The organism is Flagellimonas olearia (assembly GCF_009184425.1).
GTDB lineage: Bacteria > Bacteroidota > Bacteroidia > Flavobacteriales > Flavobacteriaceae > Flagellimonas > Flagellimonas olearia.
In genome coordinates, this window is sequence record NZ_WELG01000001.1 from 1,914,829 (window position 1) to 1,938,481 (window position 23,653).

Consider the following 23,653-nt stretch of genomic DNA (forward strand, 5'->3'; position numbering starts at 1 on the left):
ATCTCCAACGATATTAAATCCAATTGTTTAAAGTCAATTATGGAAAACATATTTCCCCAACAACACCTGTTTTCCCTTTGGGATTGCTTTGGAAATTGCAAAAGACTAAACTTAAACTGTAGGATAAAATCCAAAAAGAATCTATACCGTACCTTAAAATGAAAATAGACTTAACATCTAATCTTTTGCGTCCCACCACAACTTAGTGACCGCATTATCCGGACCACCCAATAAACTATTTGCGGCTTCTTCAACTGCATCCCTATTATTATTATACTCGTTCCCCACATAAGGAACCCTAGATGGAATTTCATCAATTGAGATGCCCGGGTTATCACTCTCAAGACGATTGTAAAGGGTAGGATACCCCGTTCTTCGTCTTTCTGCCCACGCTTCTTCACTATCTGGAAACAGAGCGATCCACTTTTGCGTAATAATCTGTTCCAATTGTCTTTCCTCTGAACCGCCTGCATCGAACCTAACGGGAACGGAGGAAACCGCTGAACTAGCGGAATCATAGCCTACAGGAATATTAGTGCTGGTAACAAAGTCTTCGCCCGAAAGGTTATTGCCGTCATAGCCATACTCGGAAAGAGATTTCGTAACAGCCTCTTGATATAGACTTTCGGCAGAGCCTCCCATATTCCAGCCAGAAAGCGCCCCTTCCGCGCGTAAAAAATAGGCCTCCGCGGCACGGAGCAAAGGCCAATCCGGTCCTTTGTCCCCAACAATCATGTAGGCCGGCCCCATATTGGAACTGTTTGTATTCAGTCCCAAACTCTGTTTATCGGATTTAGACTGACCATTTCGTATCCCTTCCCAATCAAAGGTCATTCCCACGGGGTCATCGGAAGGGTCTGGATTGTCTGCTGGCGAAAAATAATCTGTAATCCTTGGATCCTCATATCCCTTTAAAATACTTTCCATATCCGCACTCATTCTAAAGTCGGACCAAGGTGTCATCCTATTGTAATTATTGACAAAGGGAATAGCCGAATGCACATAGGAATTATCGGAATTGTCCTCTATAACACCATCGGCTACCGCAATTTCTGCCTGTGTTCTAGCCAATTCCGGTTCCACATACTTGACTCTTAATGCCAACCGTAGTCGCAAGGTGTTCGCCAATTTCAACCACTGATCCACATTTCCTGAAAAAACTACATCTTGGGCACCTAAAAATGAGATTTCGCCGCTATGGCTTTTTAAAATTCCAACAGCTTCCTCCAATTCCCCAAAAAAGTCTTTGTAAATATCTTCTTGCGTGTCATAAGGAACTGAAAATTCACCATTTCCAAAACTGGAATAGGGTATTGGGCCCCAAAAATCCGTTATTTTATGGTAGACATACACCTTGTAGACCTTCATCATGGCATTTTCAATATCCAATCCATTCTCCTCGGCAAAGTCCTCGGCGTATTTAACCTTGGGAGCCACACTGCCATAAAACCCATCCCAAAAGACGTTCAACCATTCCCCGTGCATTACAAATCTGTCCGAGAAAAAATCTGGATGCGTATGCGCCGTGTAATTGGCATACATGTCCGAAAATCCACCATGCCCCCTTAAAAAAGGCATGATATTGCCAAAATAGACCCCACTGAACAGGGCTCCCCTAAACACATATCCATAAGAAGATTGATCTAGCTGATCAACCGATAAGGTTTTAGGGTTGGTGTTCACATCATTGAATTCATTGGTACACCCTCCCAGGCCCAATGCCATGATCAAAACAACTATAACAAGTTTATCTAAATATTTCATTATCGTTTAAATTTTATTAAAATCCTATATTTATTGAAGCACCAAAAGAACGAGTGGTAGGCAAGGAAAGAGACTCTCTTCCTTCTGCTCCATTGGAAATATCGGTCACCATTTCTGGATCAACATCGGAGGCATTATAGAAGAAAAACAAATTTCTTCCCACCAACGATATCCTTGCCGATTTAAATGGTGTTTTGGAAATCAATCTTTCCGGCAAACTATACCCTAAAACCAACTCACGAAGTCTAACATTGGTAGCATCGCGCACAAAAGCCTCACCAACCGGTGCGCCCAGTCCGCCTAAATGGTTCCAGAGATTTTCTGCTGAAATTGAAGTAGTATTCGGGCTACCATCTTCTGTAATGGCTGTTTCCCCGTCAAAAATATTTTCCCCAAAGACCAAAGAACCATCCCTTCCTTGAGCTGTATAGTCAAGTACACCGGCACCGGCCAATATGGATTCTGTAAAAGAGATAAATGAACCTCCTTTGCGCATATCAACCAATGCACTTAAAGAAAAGTTCTTATACCTAAATGTGTTGTTAAGACCCGCAGTCCAATCCGGGTTATAATTGGCTACTTTTACATCTTGACCAACGGTAATTTCGGGAAGTCCATTGGCATCCACCACTATCCTTCCTTGATCGTCCCTTACAAACCCTCTTGAATAAATGTCCCCGAAAGGTTGGCCCGCAACTAGCTTGTATGTCCTGATATAGTCACTTGCCTGGGTCAATTCATCAAATCCATCAGCGATATTCAATACCGTATTCCTGTTTGTGGATAAATTCAAATCTACATCCCATGAAAAGTCAGGATTATCCACAATGTAAGAACCTAGAGCAAATTCAAAGCCTTCATTCTCCACATCAGCTCCATTCTGAAAGACACTGGTAACCCCAGAACCAATAGGTACTGGAGATGCGAACAACTGGTCGTACGTATTGGTTTTATAATATGTCATGTTAAACCTTAATCTATCGATCAGCCTAAGGTCCATACCAACTTCAAATGAATTAGTAGACTCTGGTTTTAAACTATCGTTCGGAAGTGTTGTACTTAACGAAATTGTCCCGTTATTGATTGAAGCGTTTCGGGAAAGCATATACGGATTGGTATCATTACCCACTTCAGCATAAGAACCTCTAAGTTTGAGATAGGATATGGCTTCTGGCAAATCAACCAATTCACTTACTACGGCCGATAATCCAACTGAAGGGTAATAATAAGACCAACTATCGGAAGGTAAAGTTGAACTCCAATCATTCCTACCGGTAACGCTTAAAAATATTGCATTTTTATATGAAATATCCCCATAGGCGTACACCGAGTTGACTTCCTTCTCCAAATAATAATTATCTGTTGGTATTGGATCTGTGGTGTTTGATATGGCAAACAAATTCTCAATTTGGAAATTTACACCTGAAGCGCCCAACCCATCTGCCTTGAATCTTCTATTATTGGCACCCAAATTCAGATTCACCTGAAAATCGTCATTCAAGAACGTGGTGTTATAACTCAAGAGCAAATCTGTATTCCATTCAAACGAATCGGAATATAAACGGGAATAACTACCATTGTCTGCAGTGACATAGGTGTCATTGTTCATTTTGGTCTCACTCTTTGAGTTGGTTCTATCCAGTGCGGATCGTACTTGGACCGAAAGATTGTCCAATATGTCGTAGTTTAAACTCATCATAGCAAGAACCCTCTCAGAAATTCTTGGACTTACAACATTGTTCCTGGTCCAATATGGGTTTCCTGCTCCGTTAAAGCCCGGACTGTAAAAATGCTGTCTTGTTTGGCCTGCAGAGTTTACAAACTGATAATGCTCCAAATCCTGTGTTCTGATATTTCTAGGTATTTGATATAGATACCTTACAGGGTTATTGAAACTTTCCCCTGTAAACAAAACATTGGAATAATCTTCCCTGATATAGTTCAATTTGGAATCAAGCGTCAAACGATCTGTAAGATCCGAAGACCACCTTACAGCCATGTCATTCTTGTTAAGATCATTGCCAGCAATTATCCCCGAAGCATCGGTGTGGGTGTATGAAAAAAATGCATTGGACTTCTCAGAATTGATATTAACGGAAAGATTGGCGGCCAAACTTGTCCCTGTCTGAAAGAAATCTTTAATATTGTCTGGTTGGGCAGTGTAAGCATAAGTGGAGTTGCCTCCCAATTGATTTTCTATATAATTGGGATCGTTGGACCAATGGTTCACCAATGAACCGTCAAACCTAGGTCCCCACGATGTAACAGCATTTTCGGAATAAATACCGTTTGCGCCTTGCCCATACTCATTCTGATATTTGGTTAGGATTATAGGAGCATTTCCCATAAAGGTGAACCCAAGACTTGAACTGATTCCTTCTTCTGCTCCTATTCCGGATTTTGTCTCTATGATAATGGCTCCGTTGTTGGCCCTACTACCGTATAATGCGGCCGCATTTGCTCCTTGCATCACAGAAATGGATGCTATGTTATCTGGACTTAAATTGGAAATATCGCCATTGAGAATTATCCCATCAACAACATAAATGGGTTGGCTACTTCCATTTATGGAACGATTTCCCCTAAGGGTAACTTTAGATGGTGCCCCAACTCCAGAACCCGTGGTGGTAACCCTAAGTCCGGCAACCTTTCCAGTTAGACCATTGACCATGTTAATGGGTCTAGCTTCAGTAATTTCATTGGGATCAACACCCTCAGTAGCATAGCTCAACGATTTTTTACTTCTGGTAATACCCAAGGCAGTCACTACCACTTCATCCAATCCAGCCGCATTTTCCTCCAATACGATCATAAACTCAGATTTTCCGTTGACCGCTATTTCCTTTGTTGAGAAACCCAAATAGGAAACCACAAGTAGGGCATTCCCATCGGCCAAATCAATGGTAAAGTTCCCGTCAAAATCGGCAATTACGCCATTGGTGGTACCTTTCTCCAAAATATTGGCCCCGGAAAGTGGAACACCACTTTGATCCAAAACGGTGCCGCTTACACTAAATTGGGGATTCTTTAATGTATTGTCTTTCCCCTCACCCTTTGGGTCAACGACCGCCAATTTGGAATCATAAAGAAAGATCTGCCTATCTATTATCTTATAGGCCGTATTGGTAGCTTTGAAAACTTCGTCCAAAACCGAGACTACCCTTACCTTCTCGCCTTTCACACTTATTCTTCGCTGCAGATCAACATCTTCAGTGATATAAACAAGTCTAAAATCTGTTTTACCCTCGATTTCATCCAATAGCCGAGCAACAGAAACATTCTCAAGATTCAAGGTGATTTTGGTTCGTTGGGAATATGTGTCATTCGCCACCATTGTCAACAATGATGTGAACATGAATAAAAAACTAAGCTTCATATGTAAACCAAGCTTTATTGATAGTAGAGACTTCCTCTCCTGGGAAGATTTTTTTTTCATAATTTTGTAATGTTTAATTGTGGTTGTTTTACTTTAAGCAATCACTTAGATATCGGAAAATGGTGACTCATTTTCCGATTTTTCTTTTTCAAGAAATAAGCAATCACATTTTTCAGGTCATTTTCTCTAGGTTTTTTTCATATCTGGTTGCATTTTTCGGTTTATTTAATAATTATCTCATTCTGATTTATAGTGTATTGTATTCCATACATGGTCTTAAAATATTCTAGGATTTTTTCCACCGGCATGTTTCCAAAGCTCGCATTGAACTCCTTCTTTCCCAATTCTGTATTTTCATTGACAATGGTGACATAATATTGCCGTTCCAGCTTTTTAAGAATTTTATCGAATGTCATATTCCTAAAAACCAAGTCGCCGTCCAACCAAGAGGTATATATGCTGGTTACGACCGATTCAGTGGTTATATTTCCTTGTTTCCCGCTATAGTTCCCTTTCATTCCCGGGGATAAGACTATTGCCCCTCTCTTGTCCTCACCATGTTTTTTATCATAGAGCTCAACAGAACCCTTTACCAAAACAACTTCCTTTACCTCTTCCTCGGGATATGCAGAGACATTGAATTCGGTACCCAATACTTTAATGTTCAATTCACCAGAGTTGACAACAAAAGGGTTTTCCTTGTCTTCCGCAACTTCCAAAAAGGCCTCTCCAGTTAAATAAACCTCGCGATTTTCTCCGTTCTTGAATTTTGTGGGATACCTGAATGATGAACCCGCATTTAAATGCACGATCGTTCCATCTGACAGTTCCAATTGAAATTTTTTCCCATATGGGACTTTCAATGTATTGAACACGATTTCATCTATATGGTCCTGTTTTCCATATGTGATTTTACCACCAACATGCTTACCCAAGACCTTACCGGCAGAATCTTCCAGCACCATGGATTCATCTTCGGAAATTACCTTTATGCTTCCGTCCCCAAGTTCCAAGGTCACAAAATCCTCTCCAGGAACAATTATTTGATCTACACTGTCATGAAAAAAAACCTGTTCCCTTAAAAAATAGCCGAGTGTCAAGAAAAGAACCGCCACTGCAGCATATTTATATAAACTCAGAATTCTTCCTTTGCCCGACCTTTGCTTATCCTTCTTTATTTGGTCCAACAAAAGTTTCTTTGATCCTTCCATATCATATTTTTTCATACGACTGTCAATTGCATAATTAAGTTTCACAAAATCCGTGAACTGGTTTTTGTTGACGGGATTCTGCAACAATTCATCCAACTTCTCCAACTCAGTTCCAGAAATGGAGTTCAGTATAAATTTAACAATAAGCCTTTGGGCAGTTTTCAGCTTCATTTAATGATTATATCTTCTACATACACGGAGTCAAAAGAAAAAACCCTTGCTTTTTATTGTTTTTTTTTATTATTTGTTAACATTAACCGACCGCAAAACCATCATGAACTATGAATATGGAATGAAAGGCCAATCGAAATCACTGATGATTGACCTAAAAAAAGGAAATGAACAAGCTTATGCCCATTTGGTAGAACTTTATCACCACCAACTATGCGTTTATGCAAACAGTCTAATCCATGACAACCTGGCTGCAGAAGATATCGTTCAAAATGTATACTTCAAGATTTGGAAAAAAAGGCACATGCTAAAAAACAATTTATCCATCAAAAGCTATCTGTACAAATCGGTATACAATGAATTTATAGACCAGTACAGAAAGAATAAATCTGTTTTGGCCCTTGAGAAAAAATATATTGACACCTTGGATTTGGTGGTCGATTCAAATGATGATGATTATATAAGGACAATGATGGGACATTTGGACGTGGCCATTGATTCTCTACCCCCTAAATGCAAAAGAGTTTTTATTCTGAGTAAAAAAGAAGGACTCACCAATGTAGAAATAGCAGAGCATTTAAATATTTCCAAAAAAAGCGTAGAAGGACAGATCACGAAGGCTTTTGTTATATTACGAAATAAATTGAAAGACAAGTTCAATGTAATCCTTGTGTTGCTGGCAGGGTTGGATTTTAAAAGAAAAGGACTAGCGTAGTTGCCATTGCAATCAATTTTCCTCACCCAGCATGGATTCATATGGTTAGGCAATAATCCTATTGAGATTAAACCCTAAACAGGTGAAAAACATCTTTTCCAAAAAAAGATATTTCTACCGAAGAGCACAAAGAACCTACATGATCATTACACTTTAACATCCTATCATTTCCTGGCCTTCTTCCCCACCGATCCATCTTTGGAATCAAGTTGAAAAGTGATCACCTCCCCGTTATTTCGTGCAATGATTATGGTCTCCGTTTTGTCATGCATAACCAATTTGACAATATCCCTTACCTCTCCTTCAATTCCCAGGTTGTTATTCCCAAAATCCGTCAACCTGAAATTTCCATTACCATCCCCTGCAAAGAAACTTCCCTTACTTGCATCATATCTCCCATATTTTACCCTGGTACCATAAAAATTCCCTGCGACCAGCAAATCAAGATTTCCGTCCTTGTCAAAATCATCAGCCAAAATCCCATAGATTGGTGAAAATTGGGCTTCTACAGGCAGTTTAGATAGCTTGAATTGACCATCTCCCAGATTCTCCATATAGCTTGTGGCAAAAGTTTTGGCCTCAAACACTTCAGAACCTTTCAATTGTTCCTCTGTGAAGATATTGTCGATTTTTTGATCAGCATAGTCAGAATAGCTTACGTATTTTGATTTGAGTGCACTAATTTGCCCAGTCATGTCATCCTTTGAGAAGACAGGGTAACTTTCCCCCATGACATAAGAGCACAAAATTGGATCAAGAAATCCGTTATTATCAAAGTCATTGACATAAAGCTCAACAGGTTCAGAAGTCGAAGCCTTAAGTTGCGAATTCAAGCCAAAGTTTCCCAAAACATAATCCAAGTCTCCATCATTGTCAAAATCGCCACTTGCAATTTTATTCCACCATCCCGAAGAGCCTTTAGTTCCGCAACTTTCAGAGACATTTACCAAGAGGCCTTTACGGTTTTCAAACACGCGGATTTCCATCCATTCACCAACAATGAGAAGATCGTTATCCCCATCTCCATCATAATCGGTCCAAAGGGCATCGGTAACCATGCCCAAAAATTCCAAATCAGTATTTACCAAAGTGGTGACATCCTCAAAATTACCTTTGCCGTTATTCTTAAGAACATAGCTCCTTGGTGTCGTTGGATACCTCCCTGGAACCAGCCTACCTCCCACAAAAAGATCCAAGTCCCCGTCGTTGTCAAAGTCGCTGGCAGTGACACAAGAACCACTTGTGTGCATCAATGGCAAAGATTCCATATTCTTACTGAAGTGTCCTTTGCCATTATTGAGGTACAACCTGTCCTGTAATTCTGGAGAATCGGGGTCAAAATCATTGCCCCCGCTTACCACATATAGATCCATATCCCCATCACCGTCAACATCCAAGAACAAGGCTCCCAAATCTTCCGACATTTTATCCTCTACAAAATCATTGCCTCCGTAGGATACAAAATCACCCATTCCCGTTTGAACAAAAAGTTCTCCGGGACTGCCTTTAGCGCCTCCAATAAAAACATCTTCCAATCCATCGTTGTTCACATCCGCTTTGGCGATTTTTGGACCTTGGGTCGATAACTTATGGGGTAAAAGCTGTTCTCTGCTAAAATCGATGAAATTGTTTTCCTTGTGTCTATACGGAATCACCTTGCCCGTAGTGGCATCCTCAACGCGATCATCGATTCCATCACCTGTATTTTGGATGGTCTTAGGGGCCTTGGCTTGATCTAATACCAAGGTCTGATTTGCCTTCACCCTTTCCATGATCTGAATCTTGGAATCTGGCCATATGATTTTGAGTCCATCAATGGTGTCGGAACTGCCCAGGCCAAATACCAAGGTGTAATCCACAGAAGATTGAAAACCCCGGGTGGGCATCATTTCCTGCATCAATTCTTTGTCTTTCAGAGTAATAACCACTTTGGCCCCAACTCCAAAGGTATTGCATCCGAGCCCCTTGAGACGAACCCTCAAGTAATTGTTATTGGTCAGGGTTTCACTATTGTTTTTTAAAACAAAGGCTTCCTGATCTATGTTATTGACCACCAAATCCAAATCTCCATCATTGTCCAAATCAGCGTAAGCCGCTCCATTGGACAAGGACTCCACATCAACGCCCCATTCCTGGTTAACCTTGGAAAAGGTAAGGTCACCATTATTCCGAAAGGCATAGTTTTCCAGTATGGAGGAAGGCATATTATCCAAAAGTTCCGTTACCGCCGTTTGCTTGCCCGTCTTATTTTCAGTCATTTTCTGTTGCACGGCATAGTTGAGAAAATCCATATTGGTATAGTCCCTTTTATATCCATTGGTAATATAAATATCCTTATGGCCATCATTATCAAAATCCGAGAACAGGGCGGCCCAACTCCAATCAGTATTTGAAACCCCGGAGTACTGGCCAATCTCCGAAAAGGAATTTCCACCATTGTTCAATTGTAACATATTCCTCATGGTCTGGTTATAAAACCCGGATTCTACCAACAAATTATACTTATCGTAGTTGTCTGGACCTGATACAATCTTTTGTCGATAATTACTCTCAGGAAGCATATCCAAGGTCATTATATCACTATAACCGTCATTATTGAAATCCGCTATATCTGATCCCATTGAAAACAACGGCACATGACCAATATAATCTTCCAATTGCTCCGAAAATGTGCCATTCTTATTGTTGATGTAAAGGTAATCCTGTTCATTATAGTCATTGGAAATATAGATATCCAACCAGCCATCATTGTTCAAATCCGAAACAGCAACACCCAAACCAAAACCCAATACGTTCGATATGAGTCCGGCTTCATCACTGACATCCACATATTTCCCATTTTCGTTTTTATACAATTTATCTGAATATGACGTGTTCTTCCGCTTTTTCATCTTGGCGGTTATTTGCCCGAATCCGGCATAATCCTGTGTAGAGTGGTTAAGCACGTACAAATCTAAGTCTCCATCCTTGTCATAATCAAAAAAGACTCCTTGGGTGGAGTAGCCCGGGTCATCAATACCATATGCTGAAGCCATTTCCGTGAAGGTGAGGTCACCATTATTGATGAACAATAGATTCCTTCTTTTATTGGGATCGGATGCGGCAGACCTACAAACATAAATATCCAAAAACCCATCACAATTAACATCCGCCAAGGTAGTTCCAGTATTCCACACCCCCTCTGCAAACACTCCAGCTTTCTCTGCAATTTCCTCAAACTCCAAATTTCCTTTGTTGATATATAAACGGCTTCCCACCATATTTCCAGTGAAATAAATATCAGCAAAACCATCATTGTTAAAATCACCTATGGATACCCCTCCCCCATTGTATAAATATCCATAACTCAACACATTGAAATCATCGGTCTCTTTTATGGTGTTCACAAATTCCACCCCTGTATCTCTTGGTGAAAGCATGGTGAACAGTTTACCAGTATCGTATCTTTTGCAAGAAAGAAACATGATAAAGCTTAGAATATAAATGCTATTATGCCTATTCATTTTATCCAGATTTAAAAATCAACCGTCAGATAGGGAACAATCTTGGGACAGGTAAAAAACCCTTCCTAAAATCGCTTCTGAAAAGAAGCTTCAAAGTTTATAGGGTTCAATCATTGGTCTTTGGGTTTACACCATATTTTTGAACGGTTTGTATTTAAAAGACGAAGCCGAACCGGAGTACCCTTAAAAACTTTATTATGTATCCATTTTAAGGATTCCAACGACTGTATAAGGCCGCAAACGGAAAGATTATCCCAAAGGAAGATATGGAGGCCCATATTTAAACCTCATATGTGGTTGTTTTTGGTATGATGACCCCATAGACGGCTTTGGTAACTAAACCACATGATTCTTTTCCAGCTTGTCCATCAATTCCCATAAATACAACACCCCTCTTGGCACATGGAAACACCCTTTCCATTTCCCGCCCTTCAGGTGATGCGTCACCTTACCTTCCCGGGACAAATAGCCAAACCATTCCCCATGGTCTTCATCCACAAAATGCGACCATGTATATTCATGTAGTGTCATCAACCATTTCCAACAGCGCACATCGCCGGTCAAATAAAACCCTTTTGCACAGGCTATCATGGCCTCGATATGGGGCCACCAAAGTTTATGGTCCCATTCCAATTGTTCGGGAGGATGTCCCTTGAGATCCATAAAATAAAACAGCCCCCCATATTCTGAGTCCCAACCGTACTCCAATGTGGATATCACGGCATCCGTGCACTTTTGGATAAGCCCCCTATCATTTTGTCGTTCAGCAATATCCATTAAAAACCATAGGGTTTCCAAACCATGCCCCGGATTGACGAGTCTTCCTTGAAATGTATCACTGAAACTGCCGTCCATGCCCACATTCTCCATAATCAGGCCATGCTCGGGCTTATAAAAGTAGGATAGAATCTTCCTTTTGACACTGTTAAGCTGATCGTCCACCACCTTGGCATCCAGAATATGGCTGAGTTCCAATACTAAATTACTCAGGATCATGGGCAAGCTTAAACTTTGCAGCTCCCTGGTACCTGGATATGTCTTTTCGTATTTTCCTTTTGGATTATCCTGCGCATCAAGGATGGTATAAAAAGTTTGGGTTGCTATGGCAGTATGTTCGGTTTTTCCCGTGATTTTCCCCAGCTGGCCAAATGCCATGGATGCAAAACAATCTGAAAAGATATTATAGGGTTGTACCAAAGGACTTCCTTTTTTATCCAAGGAAAAGTACCATCGCCCTGATTCGCTTCTACCGAATTTCTGTAAAAAATTGGCACCATGGACCGCTATATCAAGCCAATCTCCCTTTGGTTCGACTTCATTGTAAAGTTTGGCAAACATCCACACCTGCCTACATTGGAGCCATACAAACTTATCTGTATCATACACACTCCCATCCACACCCAAACAGGTGTAAAACCCTCCATCCTCTTTATCAATGGAATGTTTCTCCCAAAAAGGCAGGACATGCCCCAATAGATTTTCTTTGTAAATCTCCTTATACTTTCCAAAATCCTCTTTCCCTACGACCAAAATCTATAATTTTTTGTTTTCCTTCCTTTCTAAACTTGTGTGAAGGCATGAAACAATATTAATTTTTAATTACTAATAATGCAATAATTAATAAATTATTTTATTAATATAGTTATGCAGAATAAAAATCAAGTGCATTTGATAACCCTTTAAAACACTCCTTTCTAGTGATTTAGCAACAATCCATAAAAACCCATCAACAAAACCGCATCGCTCGGATAATCTGTTTTTATTGCCATTATAGTTTTCTTATTATTTTTATCATCGCTCCTCGGTCTAAAAAAGAAAGAATGAAACAAAACAAGCACAGTATTTTCAACGATATTCCGGACGAGCAGAAAAGCGGTGTCGTTTTCAAAAACCACCAACTCAAAAAGAAGATCATTAAGCTACTGGACAAAAAAGGAGCCACAACGATCAACGACATCTCAAAAAAATTCAATTCCAGCTCCCCCAAAGTAAACAAGCTCATCCAAGAACTCATTGATGAAGGACTCATTGAAGATCTTGGCAAAGCAGAGACCGATGTCGGTAGACGCCCCCATCTTTATGGGCTCATTGGTGATTCCATGTATTTTTTAGGGGTTGATTTGGGACGTAATTCCATAGAAATAGGGCTTATGGATTTCAATGAGAATCCCATCCATTTTTCGAGGGATATAGAATTCAACTTGGAAAACTCGGAAAAATCCCTACTTCAATTGTGTGACATCATCAACCGTTTTATAGACCAAAATCCCGGTTGGAGAAACAAAATTGTACGCATCGGTGTTAACCTTTCTGGTCGCGTTAACCATTTAAGTGGATACAGCCATAATTTTTTCAACTTCACCAAAACCCCGTTAAGTAGCATACTTGAAGAAAAAACCGGAGTCCCCTGTTTTATTGAAAATGACACCCGGGCCAGGGCTTTTTATGAATTTTACAGCCATAAATCCAAGGACAGTGGAAACATCCTTTACATAAACGCAGATTACGGTCTGGGGCTGGGAGTTTTGGCCCAAGGAAGACTTTTGTATGGAAAATCAGGCTATGCAGGGGAGTTTGGGCATATTCCCTTTTTCGAAAATGAAATCATCTGCATATGCGGTAAAAAAGGCTGCTTGGAAACGGAAGTTTCAGGAAGGGCTCTTGAAAAACAGTTCAAGGACAAACTCAAGGAAGGACAATCTTCATCCCTACAGCATAGCTTTGCAAACCTTGAGAACATCAGAATGGACGACATCATCAAAGCGGCCAACAATGATGACACCCTATCCATTGAACTCATTGGGGTAATGGCCGAAAAGCTCGGAAAGGGAATCACTACTTTGATACATTTATACAATCCGGAACTGATTATTTTTGGAGGCGCCTTGGCAAAATCCAAAGACCATTTTTTCCTTCCCCTTCAAATGACCGTCAACAAATACTCCCTAAGCATTGTTAGGGCCGACACGCAATTGGAACTATCAAAAGGCACCGAGGGAGCCGGGGTATTGGGCGCCTGCTATTTGGCAAAGCACAAGGTTTTAAATCCAAACCCCTCCTAACTTTATTGTTCCCAAAACCGCTCTATCTCCTCAAGGGTCTTGCCCGTTGTCTCCGGAACCAGTTTCCATATGATGTACATGTAGGGGAAACACATTACCGCAAACAACACAAAGGTTCCCTGAGGGCTCAACACCTCCAAAAGCCACGGTGTCAACTGCCCTACGATAAAGGTTCCCGTCCAAAGTGAAAATCCTGCAATGGACATGGCCATACCCCGTATTTTGGTCGGGTACATCTCAGAAAGTAGCACAAAAATCACAGCGGATATGGAGATGGCCGTAAAAAAAACATATGCCAGGAACAAGATCAACAACACATAGGATGGGATATTCCATTCAGAAGCTTTCACAAAGTAGCCCGAGATGAGCAGTAACGTAAGTATCATCCCGGTCACACCAAAATACACCAGTTTCTTTCTCCCCACCTTATCAATGATGTATAGCGCAAGAATAGTGGTAAGTACATTGACCCCCCCTACAAATACCTGATAAAACAAGGCATCCCCACCAGACATCCCACTTTGTTCGAAAATGGTGGGACCATAATAGAGCACGGCATTCACTCCCATGAACTGCCCCAATATGGCCACTGCGGCACCAATGAGTATCGCCTTCAAAAAATTGGGACGCAACAACAGCCTCCAATTTCCTTTATCCGCCTCACCCAACGAAAGCTTCATCTCATGTACTTCTTCCTGAATTTTTGCAGGAGAGCTGTAAATCTTACCCAGTACCATTGTCGATTTATTTTCATCACCCCTAAAGAACAACCATCTAGGACTTTCCGGTAAAAGGAATACCATCAACAAAAAGAGCAGCGCAGGAAACGCCTCCATGCCCAACATTCCCCTCCATACCTCCTCCACAAGCAGTTTATTCCATTGAGATCCTTCAAGTTGGCCAACGCTATCCGAAAAATCGAGCAACTCGAAATTCACAAGATAAGCCGCCAAAAAACCGACGGTAATCGCCAATTGATATAAGGTGACCATTGCCCCCCTGTATTTCGCAAAAGCTATCTCCGAGATATACATAGGGGAAATGATAGAGATCATCCCGATACCAATCCCGCCACATATCCGAAACAATACCAGCTGGAGCATATCCGTTGCCAACGCACAACCTACGGCCGATACGAAGAAAAAAACGGAGGAAATCAACATAGCCTTTTTTCTACCAATCAAATCACTGATGTAACCGGCGACCAACACGCCCCCAATAGAACCGATCAAAGCTGAACTGACATACCACCCCTGTAAGACGGAATCCAACTCAAATTGTGAAGCCACCATGGTTATGGTTCCAGAAATCACTGCAGTGTCATAGCCAAAAAGGAAACCCCCAAGGGCCGCCACAGCCGAAATAAAAACCACATACCCCAGATTGCCTTCTTTGCCGATTTGATCAAGATTCATAATACATGCTTAATGAGTCGCAACTTAATGATATTTATTTTTATAATATATCTTATTAATAATTTTTTTTACAAATACAGGTACAAAAACCACCCCAAGACCCGTTTTTCAAAGTTTATATCCCGAAATACTCCCTATATCGGTTATATAGATGACCCGCTTGGAGATATGCCGATTGCGGGCTCATGAAATGTGAAAATTCAAAGGTAATGGCCTTATGATAATTTGCCCGTTGCGCCGCTTCGAGCTTCATTCTCAGCTTATCAAATTTTATAGGAAAAAACTTTATGGGCATATCCCTACTGAAGGATTCAGCATTGGTCCAACACTCTATTCCATAGCGATCGGCCAATTTTTTGTTCACTCCAAAGAACGCATCCAATTCGTCATAATCAATATGCCCGTCTTGAAAGGCACAGGCATCCACGACTTCATGGATTCCGGAAAATATTTCGTCCCACTCTTTTTCATGCTCCACAACGGAAACCGCTTCGGATTTGGTCAACGTTCCCGAAGCCGCGGCCACGGCCTTTTTTCCATCAATCCAAGGGGAAATCAATGTGGGCAATCCTCCCGAGACATCCTTGCAATGTTTGCCCAACTTGTGAAAAGATGTAATGGCTCCCTTGGTCCTTCTGCTGATCTCACCACTTAAGTACCAGCCTTGAAAACTTTTGTATCGACTACCGTAATTCTTCCAAACCTCATCGATTACATAGAGATTGGAATCTATTTCCTTGGTCAGATCCCCAGTATCCCAATATTCCCCTGAGTCGTATAGTCCAAAATAGAACTTCATTTTATACTTCTCAGCCAATCGGAGGAACAACTCCAACAAATCGACCGAAGGCCTATAACACCCTTTTGAAAGAAGGTATTCCGAGGGATAGGTGATAAATTTTCTATAACCGGACCTGATCATGATCACCGTATCTATTCCAATTGCTTTCATATGCCGAAAATCCTGCTCCCATTCCTTTTCTCCCCAATTTTGATGGGGAATGTCATGGGATATCTCATCAAGAAAAGTACCTGTGATCTGCAGACCCTGCTGTTTTGGAACAATCAAATTTGATTCTTCCATGACAAACTCCGGCTCGGAGGCATTTAAATATGGTTCTGCAAATAAAGCCGTTCCACCGAGCACGGCATTTTTCATGAATTGTCTACGTTTTGAGTCTTGTTTTCCCATAAAAAGTTCTTAGTATCCTGCAATTAAGTTTAAGTGAGTTATTTATAAGGTCAGGAAATATGAGGCATCAAAGTGATTCCAAATAATCCGGGTCACTAAAATATACAATTCACCCCACACATTGCCCACCCTAAAAGAATCCATTGAATACATCTATTTGAATTGTTGACCACACCCCATAAACCCGCATCATCTGCGCAATAATGATATGTTTTCCCTAAAATCATGTGCAATGACCATCAAAATCGCATCAAAATGCACGTATTCCATGTAAATAGTCCTGCAAATCCTTAGTTTAGCATTTTATTCCACGTAATGAACAAGGACAAAAGACAAGACATCATTCTCAATCTGGTCAATTCCAAAAGAAAAGTATATTCCAATGAATTGGCCATGGAGCTAAATGTTTCCGAAGACACCATACGAAGGGACCTGAACAGCCTTTCGGCCGAAGGTCTGATCAATAAGGTGCACGGTGGCGCCATTAGTAAGACCCAAAAATATTACAGCTACAATCACAACCTTATCATCAACAATGACAAAAAGGAATCGATTGCAAAAAAGGCGGTGACCCTTATTGATGATGGCGCATCCATGATCATAAGTGACGGCACAACCAACCTGACCATGGCACGTTTTCTGCCCAACGATATCCGGGCCACCGTTTACACCTATTGTTTGCCCATTGCCATGGAATTGGCCAATCGCCCCAACATTGAACTTTTCTTTTTGGGCGGAAAAATCAACAAAAACTCTTTGGTCACCATTAGCTTGGACGTCATCCAAAAAATCTCCAGACTCAAGGTCGATTATGCTTTTTTAGGCACTGGTAGCATTACCCCTGAAGGCATTACCGAAGGTTCTTATGAGGTGGCCAGCATTAAACGGGAATTTGTAACCGCCTCAGACCAGACCATCTCCTTGGTAACTTCGGACAAACTCGACCGAAAACAGAGCCATATTGTGTGTGACATTGATGAAATCTCAACCTTGATCACCGATTTGGACCCTACTGACAAAAGGTTGGATGCGTATCGGGCCACAGGTGTTAAACTACTCTAGATCCATAAACAAAGTCTCCCGCTGTCACCGGTTCTTTTTATCCAACACCTCGGCCAAGGGCACAAAATCGTAGCCCTTACCGCTCAAGACAATTATAAGCTCTTCCAGCTTGGCATACAGTTTATCCGTCCGTTTGGGGTCCGTGCCCACATGCGTCAAAAGCAAGAAACCATTCAACCCCTCCTTTGCTTCATAAGCTAAAATGGATTCCATGATTTCATCACTGCTCCGGTAGTTTTTCATATCTGGAGTGGTGTAATCTGCGTGGGAAATGGTCCCAGGCGTATAATTGATCAATCTTAAGTCCATTTGATTGGTCCATTGCGTAATCTCGCTGCTGTTCCATTCGTAAGGGGGCAAGAAAAAGGGAGCGTCCTCTTTTTGCACCCCATGTTGCGCCATGATTTCATAATTGTCCAACAAATCCTGCTGAAACTCTTCTTTACTTACCAACAACTTCTTTTGGTCAGACCAGTCGTTGTAGAGCAAGTGCTTATCCGAATGTGCACCCAAGTAATGCCCTCCGTCCTTTAATTTCTTGATCAAGCCGGCATACTTTGGATTTCGATAAAAATTCCCGGTGAAAAAGAACGATCCCTTGATTTGATGTTTGTCCAACACCTTCAATATAGTGAACAACCCATCAGCGTATTGATCTCCGGTAAATGTTAGGTTGATTTTCTTTTCGGATGAGTTTCCCCGTATCAACGCCCCACTATCATCATAGGTGAAATTCGCTTTTTGATGCCCTGTTTTTTGACTTCTGCCCTCCATGGAAGATAAATAATATACCAAAGAGGCTGTTCCATCCATGGTAGGTTCGTTGGTGGAATAATCCCCAACATCGTCATGATAGACGACCAAATCGGACTGAAACTCCGCATAACTGTCCTCCTCTTCCAACTTAATACCGATAAGACTATTGAAAATAGAGCCATACACAGGTCCATCCACCAACCCTCCGTAGGTGGCATATCCTTCCAGAACGGTCAAAGAGGAATGGGGTTTTGCAGGCGAATCGGCGTGCTCTGGCAACCCAACGACCATACTTGTTCCCCAAGGATTACATCCAAACAGCCAATCCCTAAGGGCCGCCTCCATTTCCAAATAAGTGTCATCCCCAGTAAGTTCATGGTACATATGCGATTGTGTGACCGCGGCGGTGACAAAGTTATTGGAACACCAGACAAAGGGCGTTCCTATAAGGAAAGCATTGTCCTTTCCGCGCTGCCGAATGGCTTCCAAACCTTTCTTGTACAATTCGGCCATATCTTTGGCCTTCTCATTTTTTCCTGAAATACCTAGCTCAAAATGCCCGGCATTTAAAAAAGGGTAATATTGATAATGTCGAACGGTATCCCTTCCCATCCATGGGGAAACCTGTTCTTGATCGGCAAAATCAATCCCTTCCCTTTTATACCTATCATCTCCTGTAAGATTGTAGAGGGCCCCTGCAGCCAGTTCCATATCGTCATACCAGTTTTCCTCTTCATAAAAATAAGGGCCCTTGCACGGTGCCGTCTGACTGACCCCTGGATTCTTCTTGCCAAAATCATAAGCATTCACCGCTCGGGAAAGAAGATCCTCGGTATAATTTGGATAAAATTCTTTCAACACCATACCTCCCATGGCAAAAGAAGAGGCAAACTTGCCGGCCGTGGAGGCAACTCCAGTGGAACGGTTTTGGTATTTTTTCAGGCCTTGTTTTTCTGCTGAGGCCAAATAGACCGGTCTACCCTTTCTGCTCTCATCGTAGATCACAGTATCCTTGTTGGGCAAACGGTACCCGGCATGGTCCCTATCATCCGCAATTTGGTTGTAGTACTCTTCTGGGGAAGGATTCATTTTTTTAAGCCAATCCATCCCAAACTTGGCCTCATCTATTACATCTGGAATGCCATTTTTCCCTGGGAGTCCGTTGGCTTGGAACCTATCCCCGAACGCTTCCGGATTTTCCCTGTAGGCCAACAACAATTGGTATACCGCATTGGCCGAAGTGGCCGTGTATTGCAGATAATCCGTGGCATCATGCCATCCGCCGGTGACATCGATACGTTCCCCTTCCCTTTTGGGATTATAGATGATATAACCATCATCCAAATGACAGGAATCCGTTAAAAACGGATTATATCCGCAGCGCTGTTGCCGCATATATTTTAAAAGGAAATCCGCAGTATTGTCATAAACATTGGCATTGATATCAAATTCTGGAGACGTAATGGCATTGACCTTGATAAAATACCTTCCCTTTTGCTCAAAATCACTGAAATCCAATCGATACGATGACTCAAAAGGTCCGTAAGCACCCTTGGGCGTTACCTTTTGGGATGAATAGACCTGTTTTCCCGTGACCGCATCCACCAAGGAAAAAGAGGTTACATCCACCTTTGCCTTGGAGCCCAATACGGCCACTTTTATGGATTGGGGCAAATACCCCAAATTGTTTATCCGTATCCAAGATTTTTCTTCTTGGGCACTAGCCAAGGTCAAACAAAAAAGAAAAAGAACCAACAGCCCCCTGTTTTTCATATCAAAAAGTAGTTTAACGATCCAATCAATCCTTTTTAAGGTCATTGAAGTTGATCAAATCAAAATTATAATTCAAATAGTCCCTATGGATTCTCCCAACATGATCAATATCCCATTGTCTGTCCCTATTAAGGCTGGAATAGCAACTTGGGTCATAGGTGCCGGGATGAAAGACCAACTCATAGGTCTTTCCTTTTTTCAGCCCCTTTAGCCAATCATCTATTTCCGAAAAATCTTCCACGGAACCATAAAAGTATTTTTTGTCCGGCATTACCACTCCCCTAAAAGCCTTACCATGATTCCGGAACGGCAATCCTTTCTCGCGACAAAACTTTGCCACAATGGAGTGGTACTTGGTGTGCAAATGCTCTTTGTGCACATCCAAATGGCTGGGAGCTATACCAAAAATATCAATGAATTTCTGGTATTGCCCCTCCACTTGTTGCTTATGTTTGTCATACGTGAATTCAACATGCAGGCCAACGCTGATATCGCTGTATCCGTTCAGGTATTTCAGCTCCTTCACTGTTGCGGCCTGGCTATCCGAAATTCGGTTTACCATCACCGTTGTGGAAGTGATATTCTTTTCCAACAGAAGTTGAATGATACTCCCATTGAAATGATCGCTCATTCCAAAATCATCCGCATTGATTATCAAGTACGCCATGTTTCAATCTTAAACTCCTGCGATTCTCCTCTTATATTCACTCAACGCATCTGCCAATCGCTGTTTGGAGGTTGAATCCCCTGGCACGTTGTGCGATGGATGGATATGGAGCTTGACTCCTCTATCGGCCAATATTTCGGCCACTGTGGTAACGGTCATCCACACCGCCGTGATAAATGCCATAGTGGAAACCGGACCTACTTTGTCCACATGGTTCTTTAACGGTACCGATGCATCTTCGGCAGGGGCACAGGTATCCACTACCAAATCGGCAAGTTGAAACAATGTTTTCCCGCAAGAATGTTTGGTGGTCTTTTCCTTGGCTTCGGCCGCCGAACCGAACACGATGACCTTCATACCTTTTTCCTTGGCATCCAAGGCAATATCAATATTTACAGCATTGACCCCGGTATGGGAGAACAGCCACATGGTGTCTTCCTTATCAAAGTTGTGTCCTTTCATGATCTCACGGCCATAGCCTTCCACCCGCTCCAAAAAGATGAATTGATCTACCCCCATTTGCCCAACAATGTTGGTAAAAAAGGTAAGGGGCAGCTCCACAATGGGATGAAAGCCCACAAACCCACCAATTCTGGGATACATTTCCTCAATGGGCAGTGTGGCGTGGCCACATCCAAAGGTATGTACCCATTTCCCCTTTTCTATTGAATCGGCCATGATCTCGGCCGCTTTTTGAATGTTCTCCATTTGAGTTTCCTCGATTTCGGACATTACATTCCTGGCATTGTTAAGCCACTGTTTTGCTAACATTACTGATATATTTAATATTAAAATTGATTTAATTTTCTTCGCAATCCGAGTATCAGTCCACCCATGACCAAGACCAACAGCATCAGAAGCACCGGATAAAACCCTATACCGAAGTATTGTGAAACCCATCCCATAAGATGGTTACTCAACACGTTTCCTATCAATGCTATGGTAATGACCAGACTAAAGGCCGTACCCGTCAATTCTTTATACATCTTTCCCACATAGCCCAACACCACCGGAAAACCAGCAGCTAGGCCAAATCCAAAACCTACAAGGCCGATCAAGGAAAGTACATGGGTTTGAAAAATCCAGATGACGGATGCACTTACCATAAGAACACAGATACTTAAAACCAATACTGTATATGGATTCATCACTCGTAATATTTTCCCCAACAACAATCGGGCAACACAAAGTCCGGCCACAAAAAGGGACAGGGTAAACAAAGCATCCGTTGCCTCAAACTGTCTTTCGGATTCCAAAAACGTTGTGGTCCAATTATTGGCTATCCCTTCCAGTCCACTTTGAAAAAACAATACAAAGCCCAATAGCAATAAAATAGGATCCTTCAACATTCCTAAGCTCTTCGCAATTGGGAATCCTTGTGCATTTTTAGGTCTGGGAAAAACCGTTAGCACAAAAAGTGCCACGGGCAGCAACATCCCCGCACCCATCCAAAAAATGAGCACATCCAACTCCAAATATTTTTTCAAAAAACCCACCATAGCCGGTACACCCAAAGCACCTACCCCATAGAAAACCCCCAGCAAGCTCAAATTGGCACTGTGCTTGTCCTTGCTGATATCGGAAACAAGGGCATTGGTGGCACCGTTCAAAATTCCACCTCCCAGTCCGATCACAACAATGGCCCAGTTCAAATGATTTGACTGAGCCGCAATACCAAGACCTTCAAATCCAAAAAAAGAAAGGAGTCCACCGATGATCAATATAAGCTTGTACCCAAACCGATCTACCAAGGGACCAAAAACAATAGACCCCAGTAAAATACCAAAAGGCAACAAAGACAGGGTAGCTCCAGTTTCGAGTTTGCTCAGATAGATTTTTTTTGAAATGGAAGGCAGCAATGATCCCAAGGAAATCATCACGACCCCAAACAACAACATGCCCAGACATGCTGCCACAAAAACCACTTTGTAATTGTATTTTGAGTCTTCCATCTCCCAAATTAAGCTCTGTCCTTCAATGACTTAAGTGCCAAATAGCCCGCCCCGACCAGTCCAGCATCCCCTTCCAAAGTAGAAGCTTCTATAGACACTTTGCCAAAACTGATGGGTTGGGCCCATTGCTCGGACACCGATATGATCTTATCCATAAATTGGGAAGCGGGACCAAATACGCCTCCTCCAAAAATGATTTTTTCCGGATTGAATGTGCTTATCAAATTGGCCGCAAAGACACCCCAATAGGAAATGGCTGTTTCCAAAGCAGAAACTGCAATCGGGTCATCTGCCTCATAAGCTTTGAATACATCTTCTGCGGAAAGGGCATCCTTGGATATTTTTCGTAGACCACTCTCAACCTCAGGGGATTCTTCCAGAAGTTTGGCGGCATAACTTGAAATTCCACTTCCCGATGCATATTGTTCCAAATTTCCTCGTTGACGGTCAGTGGAAGAGAGCGCCACGTCCATTCCCATCCATCCAATGGAACCTGCAATGCCATGGGCCCCGTTCAAGACCGTGCCATTGGCCCAGATACCAACACCTATCCCTGTACCCACGGTAACGAACAAGGCATGCTTACAGCCTTTGGCCTTTCCTTTCCAAACTTCAGCAAGAATGGAACAGGAACGGTCATTGTCGATAGCCACCGGTATTCCCGAGATGTTTATCCCCTTTTCAACCACATCCTTTAATTTAAATTCTTCCCATCCGGGAATATTTGGCGCCCAAACCGTGTTGGTGTTTTCATCATATATTCCAGGAACACAAATCCCAATAGCGGTGACCTGCCATCCTTCCTCCTCCGCTGTATGCAAAAGCTCATTCAACAAATCCACAATCAACACCCCAACGGCTTCACCCGATCTACCCTCAAGCTTCTTTACTTCTTTTGTCAATAGGGCACCCTCGAGCTGAAAAATACCTCCGGCAGCTTTGGTCCCTCCCAAATCAATGCCAATCACCACCTTCTTATCGCGCTCCATACTTTTTGATTTCTTTAATAACATGCACAATGTAAGCAAAAAATA

The 23,653-nt window shown here is 42.0% G+C and carries 15 protein-coding genes; 3 read left to right on the plus strand and 12 right to left on the minus strand.

Annotated features, from left to right (window positions below; translation table 11 throughout):
* Window positions 1-177 precede the first annotated feature (177 nt).
* The 3 genes from F8C76_RS08460 to F8C76_RS08470 all read right to left on the minus strand — a co-directional run bounded on the left by F8C76_RS08460 (window position 178) and on the right by F8C76_RS08470 (window position 6,522).
* Window positions 178-1,764 (minus strand): SusD/RagB family nutrient-binding outer membrane lipoprotein, encoded by a 1,587-nt coding sequence (locus F8C76_RS08460; protein WP_152131278.1) that lies wholly within the window; start codon window positions 1,762-1,764, stop codon window positions 178-180.
* Between the two features lie 16 nt (window positions 1,765-1,780).
* Entirely contained in the window at window positions 1,781-5,119 is a 3,339-nt protein-coding gene (locus tag F8C76_RS08465) for a SusC/RagA family TonB-linked outer membrane protein (RefSeq protein ID WP_211372129.1), read from the minus strand.
* A gap of 242 nt (window positions 5,120-5,361) precedes the next feature.
* Complete coding sequence (locus F8C76_RS08470; protein ID WP_152131279.1) at window positions 5,362-6,522, minus strand: FecR family protein; 1,161 nt, start codon at window positions 6,520-6,522, stop codon at window positions 5,362-5,364.
* Window positions 6,523-6,625: 103 nt separating this feature from the next.
* On the opposite strand from F8C76_RS08470, the gene F8C76_RS08475 reads away from it, so the two are divergent.
* Window positions 6,626-7,237, plus strand: a complete 612-nt coding sequence (locus F8C76_RS08475) for an RNA polymerase sigma factor (protein ID WP_249042374.1) — start codon at window positions 6,626-6,628, stop codon at window positions 7,235-7,237.
* A 164-nt stretch (window positions 7,238-7,401) separates the two neighbouring features.
* Here F8C76_RS08475 and F8C76_RS08480 read toward each other — a convergent pair whose 3' ends face one another.
* Both F8C76_RS08480 and F8C76_RS08485 read right to left on the minus strand, forming a co-directional pair.
* Window positions 7,402-10,656: a VCBS repeat-containing protein gene (locus F8C76_RS08480; RefSeq protein WP_211372130.1), complete on the minus strand. Its 3,255-nt coding sequence runs from the start codon at window positions 10,654-10,656 to the stop codon at window positions 7,402-7,404.
* Between the two features lie 420 nt (window positions 10,657-11,076).
* Complete coding sequence (locus tag F8C76_RS08485; protein WP_152131281.1) at window positions 11,077-12,270, minus strand: n-acyl-d-glucosamine 2-epimerase; 1,194 nt, start codon at window positions 12,268-12,270, stop codon at window positions 11,077-11,079.
* Window positions 12,271-12,560: 290 nt separating this feature from the next.
* Between F8C76_RS08485 and F8C76_RS08490 the strand changes: the two genes are divergently transcribed.
* Window positions 12,561-13,802, plus strand: coding sequence for an ROK family protein (locus F8C76_RS08490; protein WP_152131282.1), 1,242 nt, complete (start codon window positions 12,561-12,563; stop codon window positions 13,800-13,802).
* Window positions 13,803-13,804: 2 nt separating this feature from the next.
* Here the strand turns inward: F8C76_RS08490 and F8C76_RS08495 are convergent, their stop codons facing one another.
* Both F8C76_RS08495 and F8C76_RS08500 read right to left on the minus strand, forming a co-directional pair.
* Window positions 13,805-15,217: a sugar porter family MFS transporter gene (locus tag F8C76_RS08495; protein WP_152131283.1), complete on the minus strand. Its 1,413-nt coding sequence runs from the start codon at window positions 15,215-15,217 to the stop codon at window positions 13,805-13,807.
* Between the two features lie 115 nt (window positions 15,218-15,332).
* Window positions 15,333-16,409: a DUF4434 domain-containing protein gene (locus tag F8C76_RS08500; RefSeq protein ID WP_152131284.1), complete on the minus strand. Its 1,077-nt coding sequence runs from the start codon at window positions 16,407-16,409 to the stop codon at window positions 15,333-15,335.
* 315 nt (window positions 16,410-16,724) lie between these two features.
* Here F8C76_RS08500 and F8C76_RS08505 point away from each other — a divergent pair, with 315 nt between their 5' ends.
* Complete coding sequence (locus F8C76_RS08505) at window positions 16,725-17,471, plus strand: DeoR/GlpR family DNA-binding transcription regulator (protein WP_152131285.1); 747 nt, start codon at window positions 16,725-16,727, stop codon at window positions 17,469-17,471.
* Between the two features lie 24 nt (window positions 17,472-17,495).
* On the opposite strand, the gene F8C76_RS08510 is transcribed toward F8C76_RS08505, so the two are convergent.
* The 5 genes from F8C76_RS08510 to F8C76_RS08530 are packed head-to-tail and all read right to left on the minus strand — an operon-like array spanning window position 17,496 to window position 23,608.
* Window positions 17,496-20,000: a bifunctional glycoside hydrolase family 9 protein/polysaccharide deacetylase gene (locus F8C76_RS08510; protein ID WP_152131286.1), complete on the minus strand. Its 2,505-nt coding sequence runs from the start codon at window positions 19,998-20,000 to the stop codon at window positions 17,496-17,498.
* Window positions 20,001-20,025: 25 nt separating this feature from the next.
* Window positions 20,026-20,667, minus strand: coding sequence for a ChbG/HpnK family deacetylase (locus F8C76_RS08515; protein ID WP_152131287.1), 642 nt, complete (start codon window positions 20,665-20,667; stop codon window positions 20,026-20,028).
* Window positions 20,668-20,676: 9 nt separating this feature from the next.
* On the minus strand, window positions 20,677-21,438 hold the full coding sequence (locus tag F8C76_RS08520) for a sugar isomerase domain-containing protein (protein WP_152131288.1): 762 nt from the start codon (window positions 21,436-21,438) through the stop codon (window positions 20,677-20,679).
* Between the two features lie 17 nt (window positions 21,439-21,455).
* Window positions 21,456-22,619 (minus strand): MFS transporter, encoded by a 1,164-nt coding sequence (locus F8C76_RS08525; RefSeq protein WP_152131289.1) that lies wholly within the window; start codon window positions 22,617-22,619, stop codon window positions 21,456-21,458.
* An 8-nt stretch (window positions 22,620-22,627) separates the two neighbouring features.
* A complete protein-coding gene (locus F8C76_RS08530) occupies window positions 22,628-23,608 on the minus strand; it encodes an ROK family protein (RefSeq protein WP_170284001.1) in 981 nt (326 codons plus the stop codon).
* Between the last annotated feature and the right edge of the window lie 45 nt (window positions 23,609-23,653).

Excerpts from the sequence above, each read along its gene's own strand:
- F8C76_RS08460 (WP_152131278.1), bottom strand. The coding sequence starts at position 1,764 with ATGAAATATTTAGATAAACTTGTTATAGTTGTTTTGATCATGGCATTG.
- F8C76_RS08465 (WP_211372129.1), bottom strand. The coding sequence starts at position 5,119 with ATGTTCACATCATTGTTGACAATGGTGGCGAATGACACATATTCCCAA.
- F8C76_RS08470 (WP_152131279.1), bottom strand. The coding sequence starts at position 6,522 with ATGAAGCTGAAAACTGCCCAAAGGCTTATTGTTAAATTTATACTGAAC.
- F8C76_RS08475 (WP_249042374.1), top strand. The coding sequence starts at position 6,626 with ATGAACTATGAATATGGAATGAAAGGCCAATCGAAATCACTGATGATT.
- F8C76_RS08480 (WP_211372130.1), bottom strand. The coding sequence starts at position 10,656 with ATGCTTTCACCAAGAGATACAGGGGTGGAATTTGTGAACACCATAAAA.
- F8C76_RS08490 (WP_152131282.1), top strand. The coding sequence starts at position 12,561 with ATGAAACAAAACAAGCACAGTATTTTCAACGATATTCCGGACGAGCAG.
- F8C76_RS08495 (WP_152131283.1), bottom strand. The coding sequence starts at position 15,217 with ATGAATCTTGATCAAATCGGCAAAGAAGGCAATCTGGGGTATGTGGTT.
- F8C76_RS08500 (WP_152131284.1), bottom strand. The coding sequence starts at position 16,409 with ATGGGAAAACAAGACTCAAAACGTAGACAATTCATGAAAAATGCCGTG.
- F8C76_RS08505 (WP_152131285.1), top strand. The coding sequence starts at position 16,725 with ATGAACAAGGACAAAAGACAAGACATCATTCTCAATCTGGTCAATTCC.
- F8C76_RS08510 (WP_152131286.1), bottom strand. The coding sequence starts at position 20,000 with ATGAAAAACAGGGGGCTGTTGGTTCTTTTTCTTTTTTGTTTGACCTTG.
- F8C76_RS08515 (WP_152131287.1), bottom strand. The coding sequence starts at position 20,667 with ATGGCGTACTTGATAATCAATGCGGATGATTTTGGAATGAGCGATCAT.
- F8C76_RS08520 (WP_152131288.1), bottom strand. The coding sequence starts at position 21,438 with ATGTTAGCAAAACAGTGGCTTAACAATGCCAGGAATGTAATGTCCGAA.
- F8C76_RS08525 (WP_152131289.1), bottom strand. The coding sequence starts at position 22,619 with ATGGAAGACTCAAAATACAATTACAAAGTGGTTTTTGTGGCAGCATGT.
- F8C76_RS08530 (WP_170284001.1), bottom strand. The coding sequence starts at position 23,608 with ATGGAGCGCGATAAGAAGGTGGTGATTGGCATTGATTTGGGAGGGACC.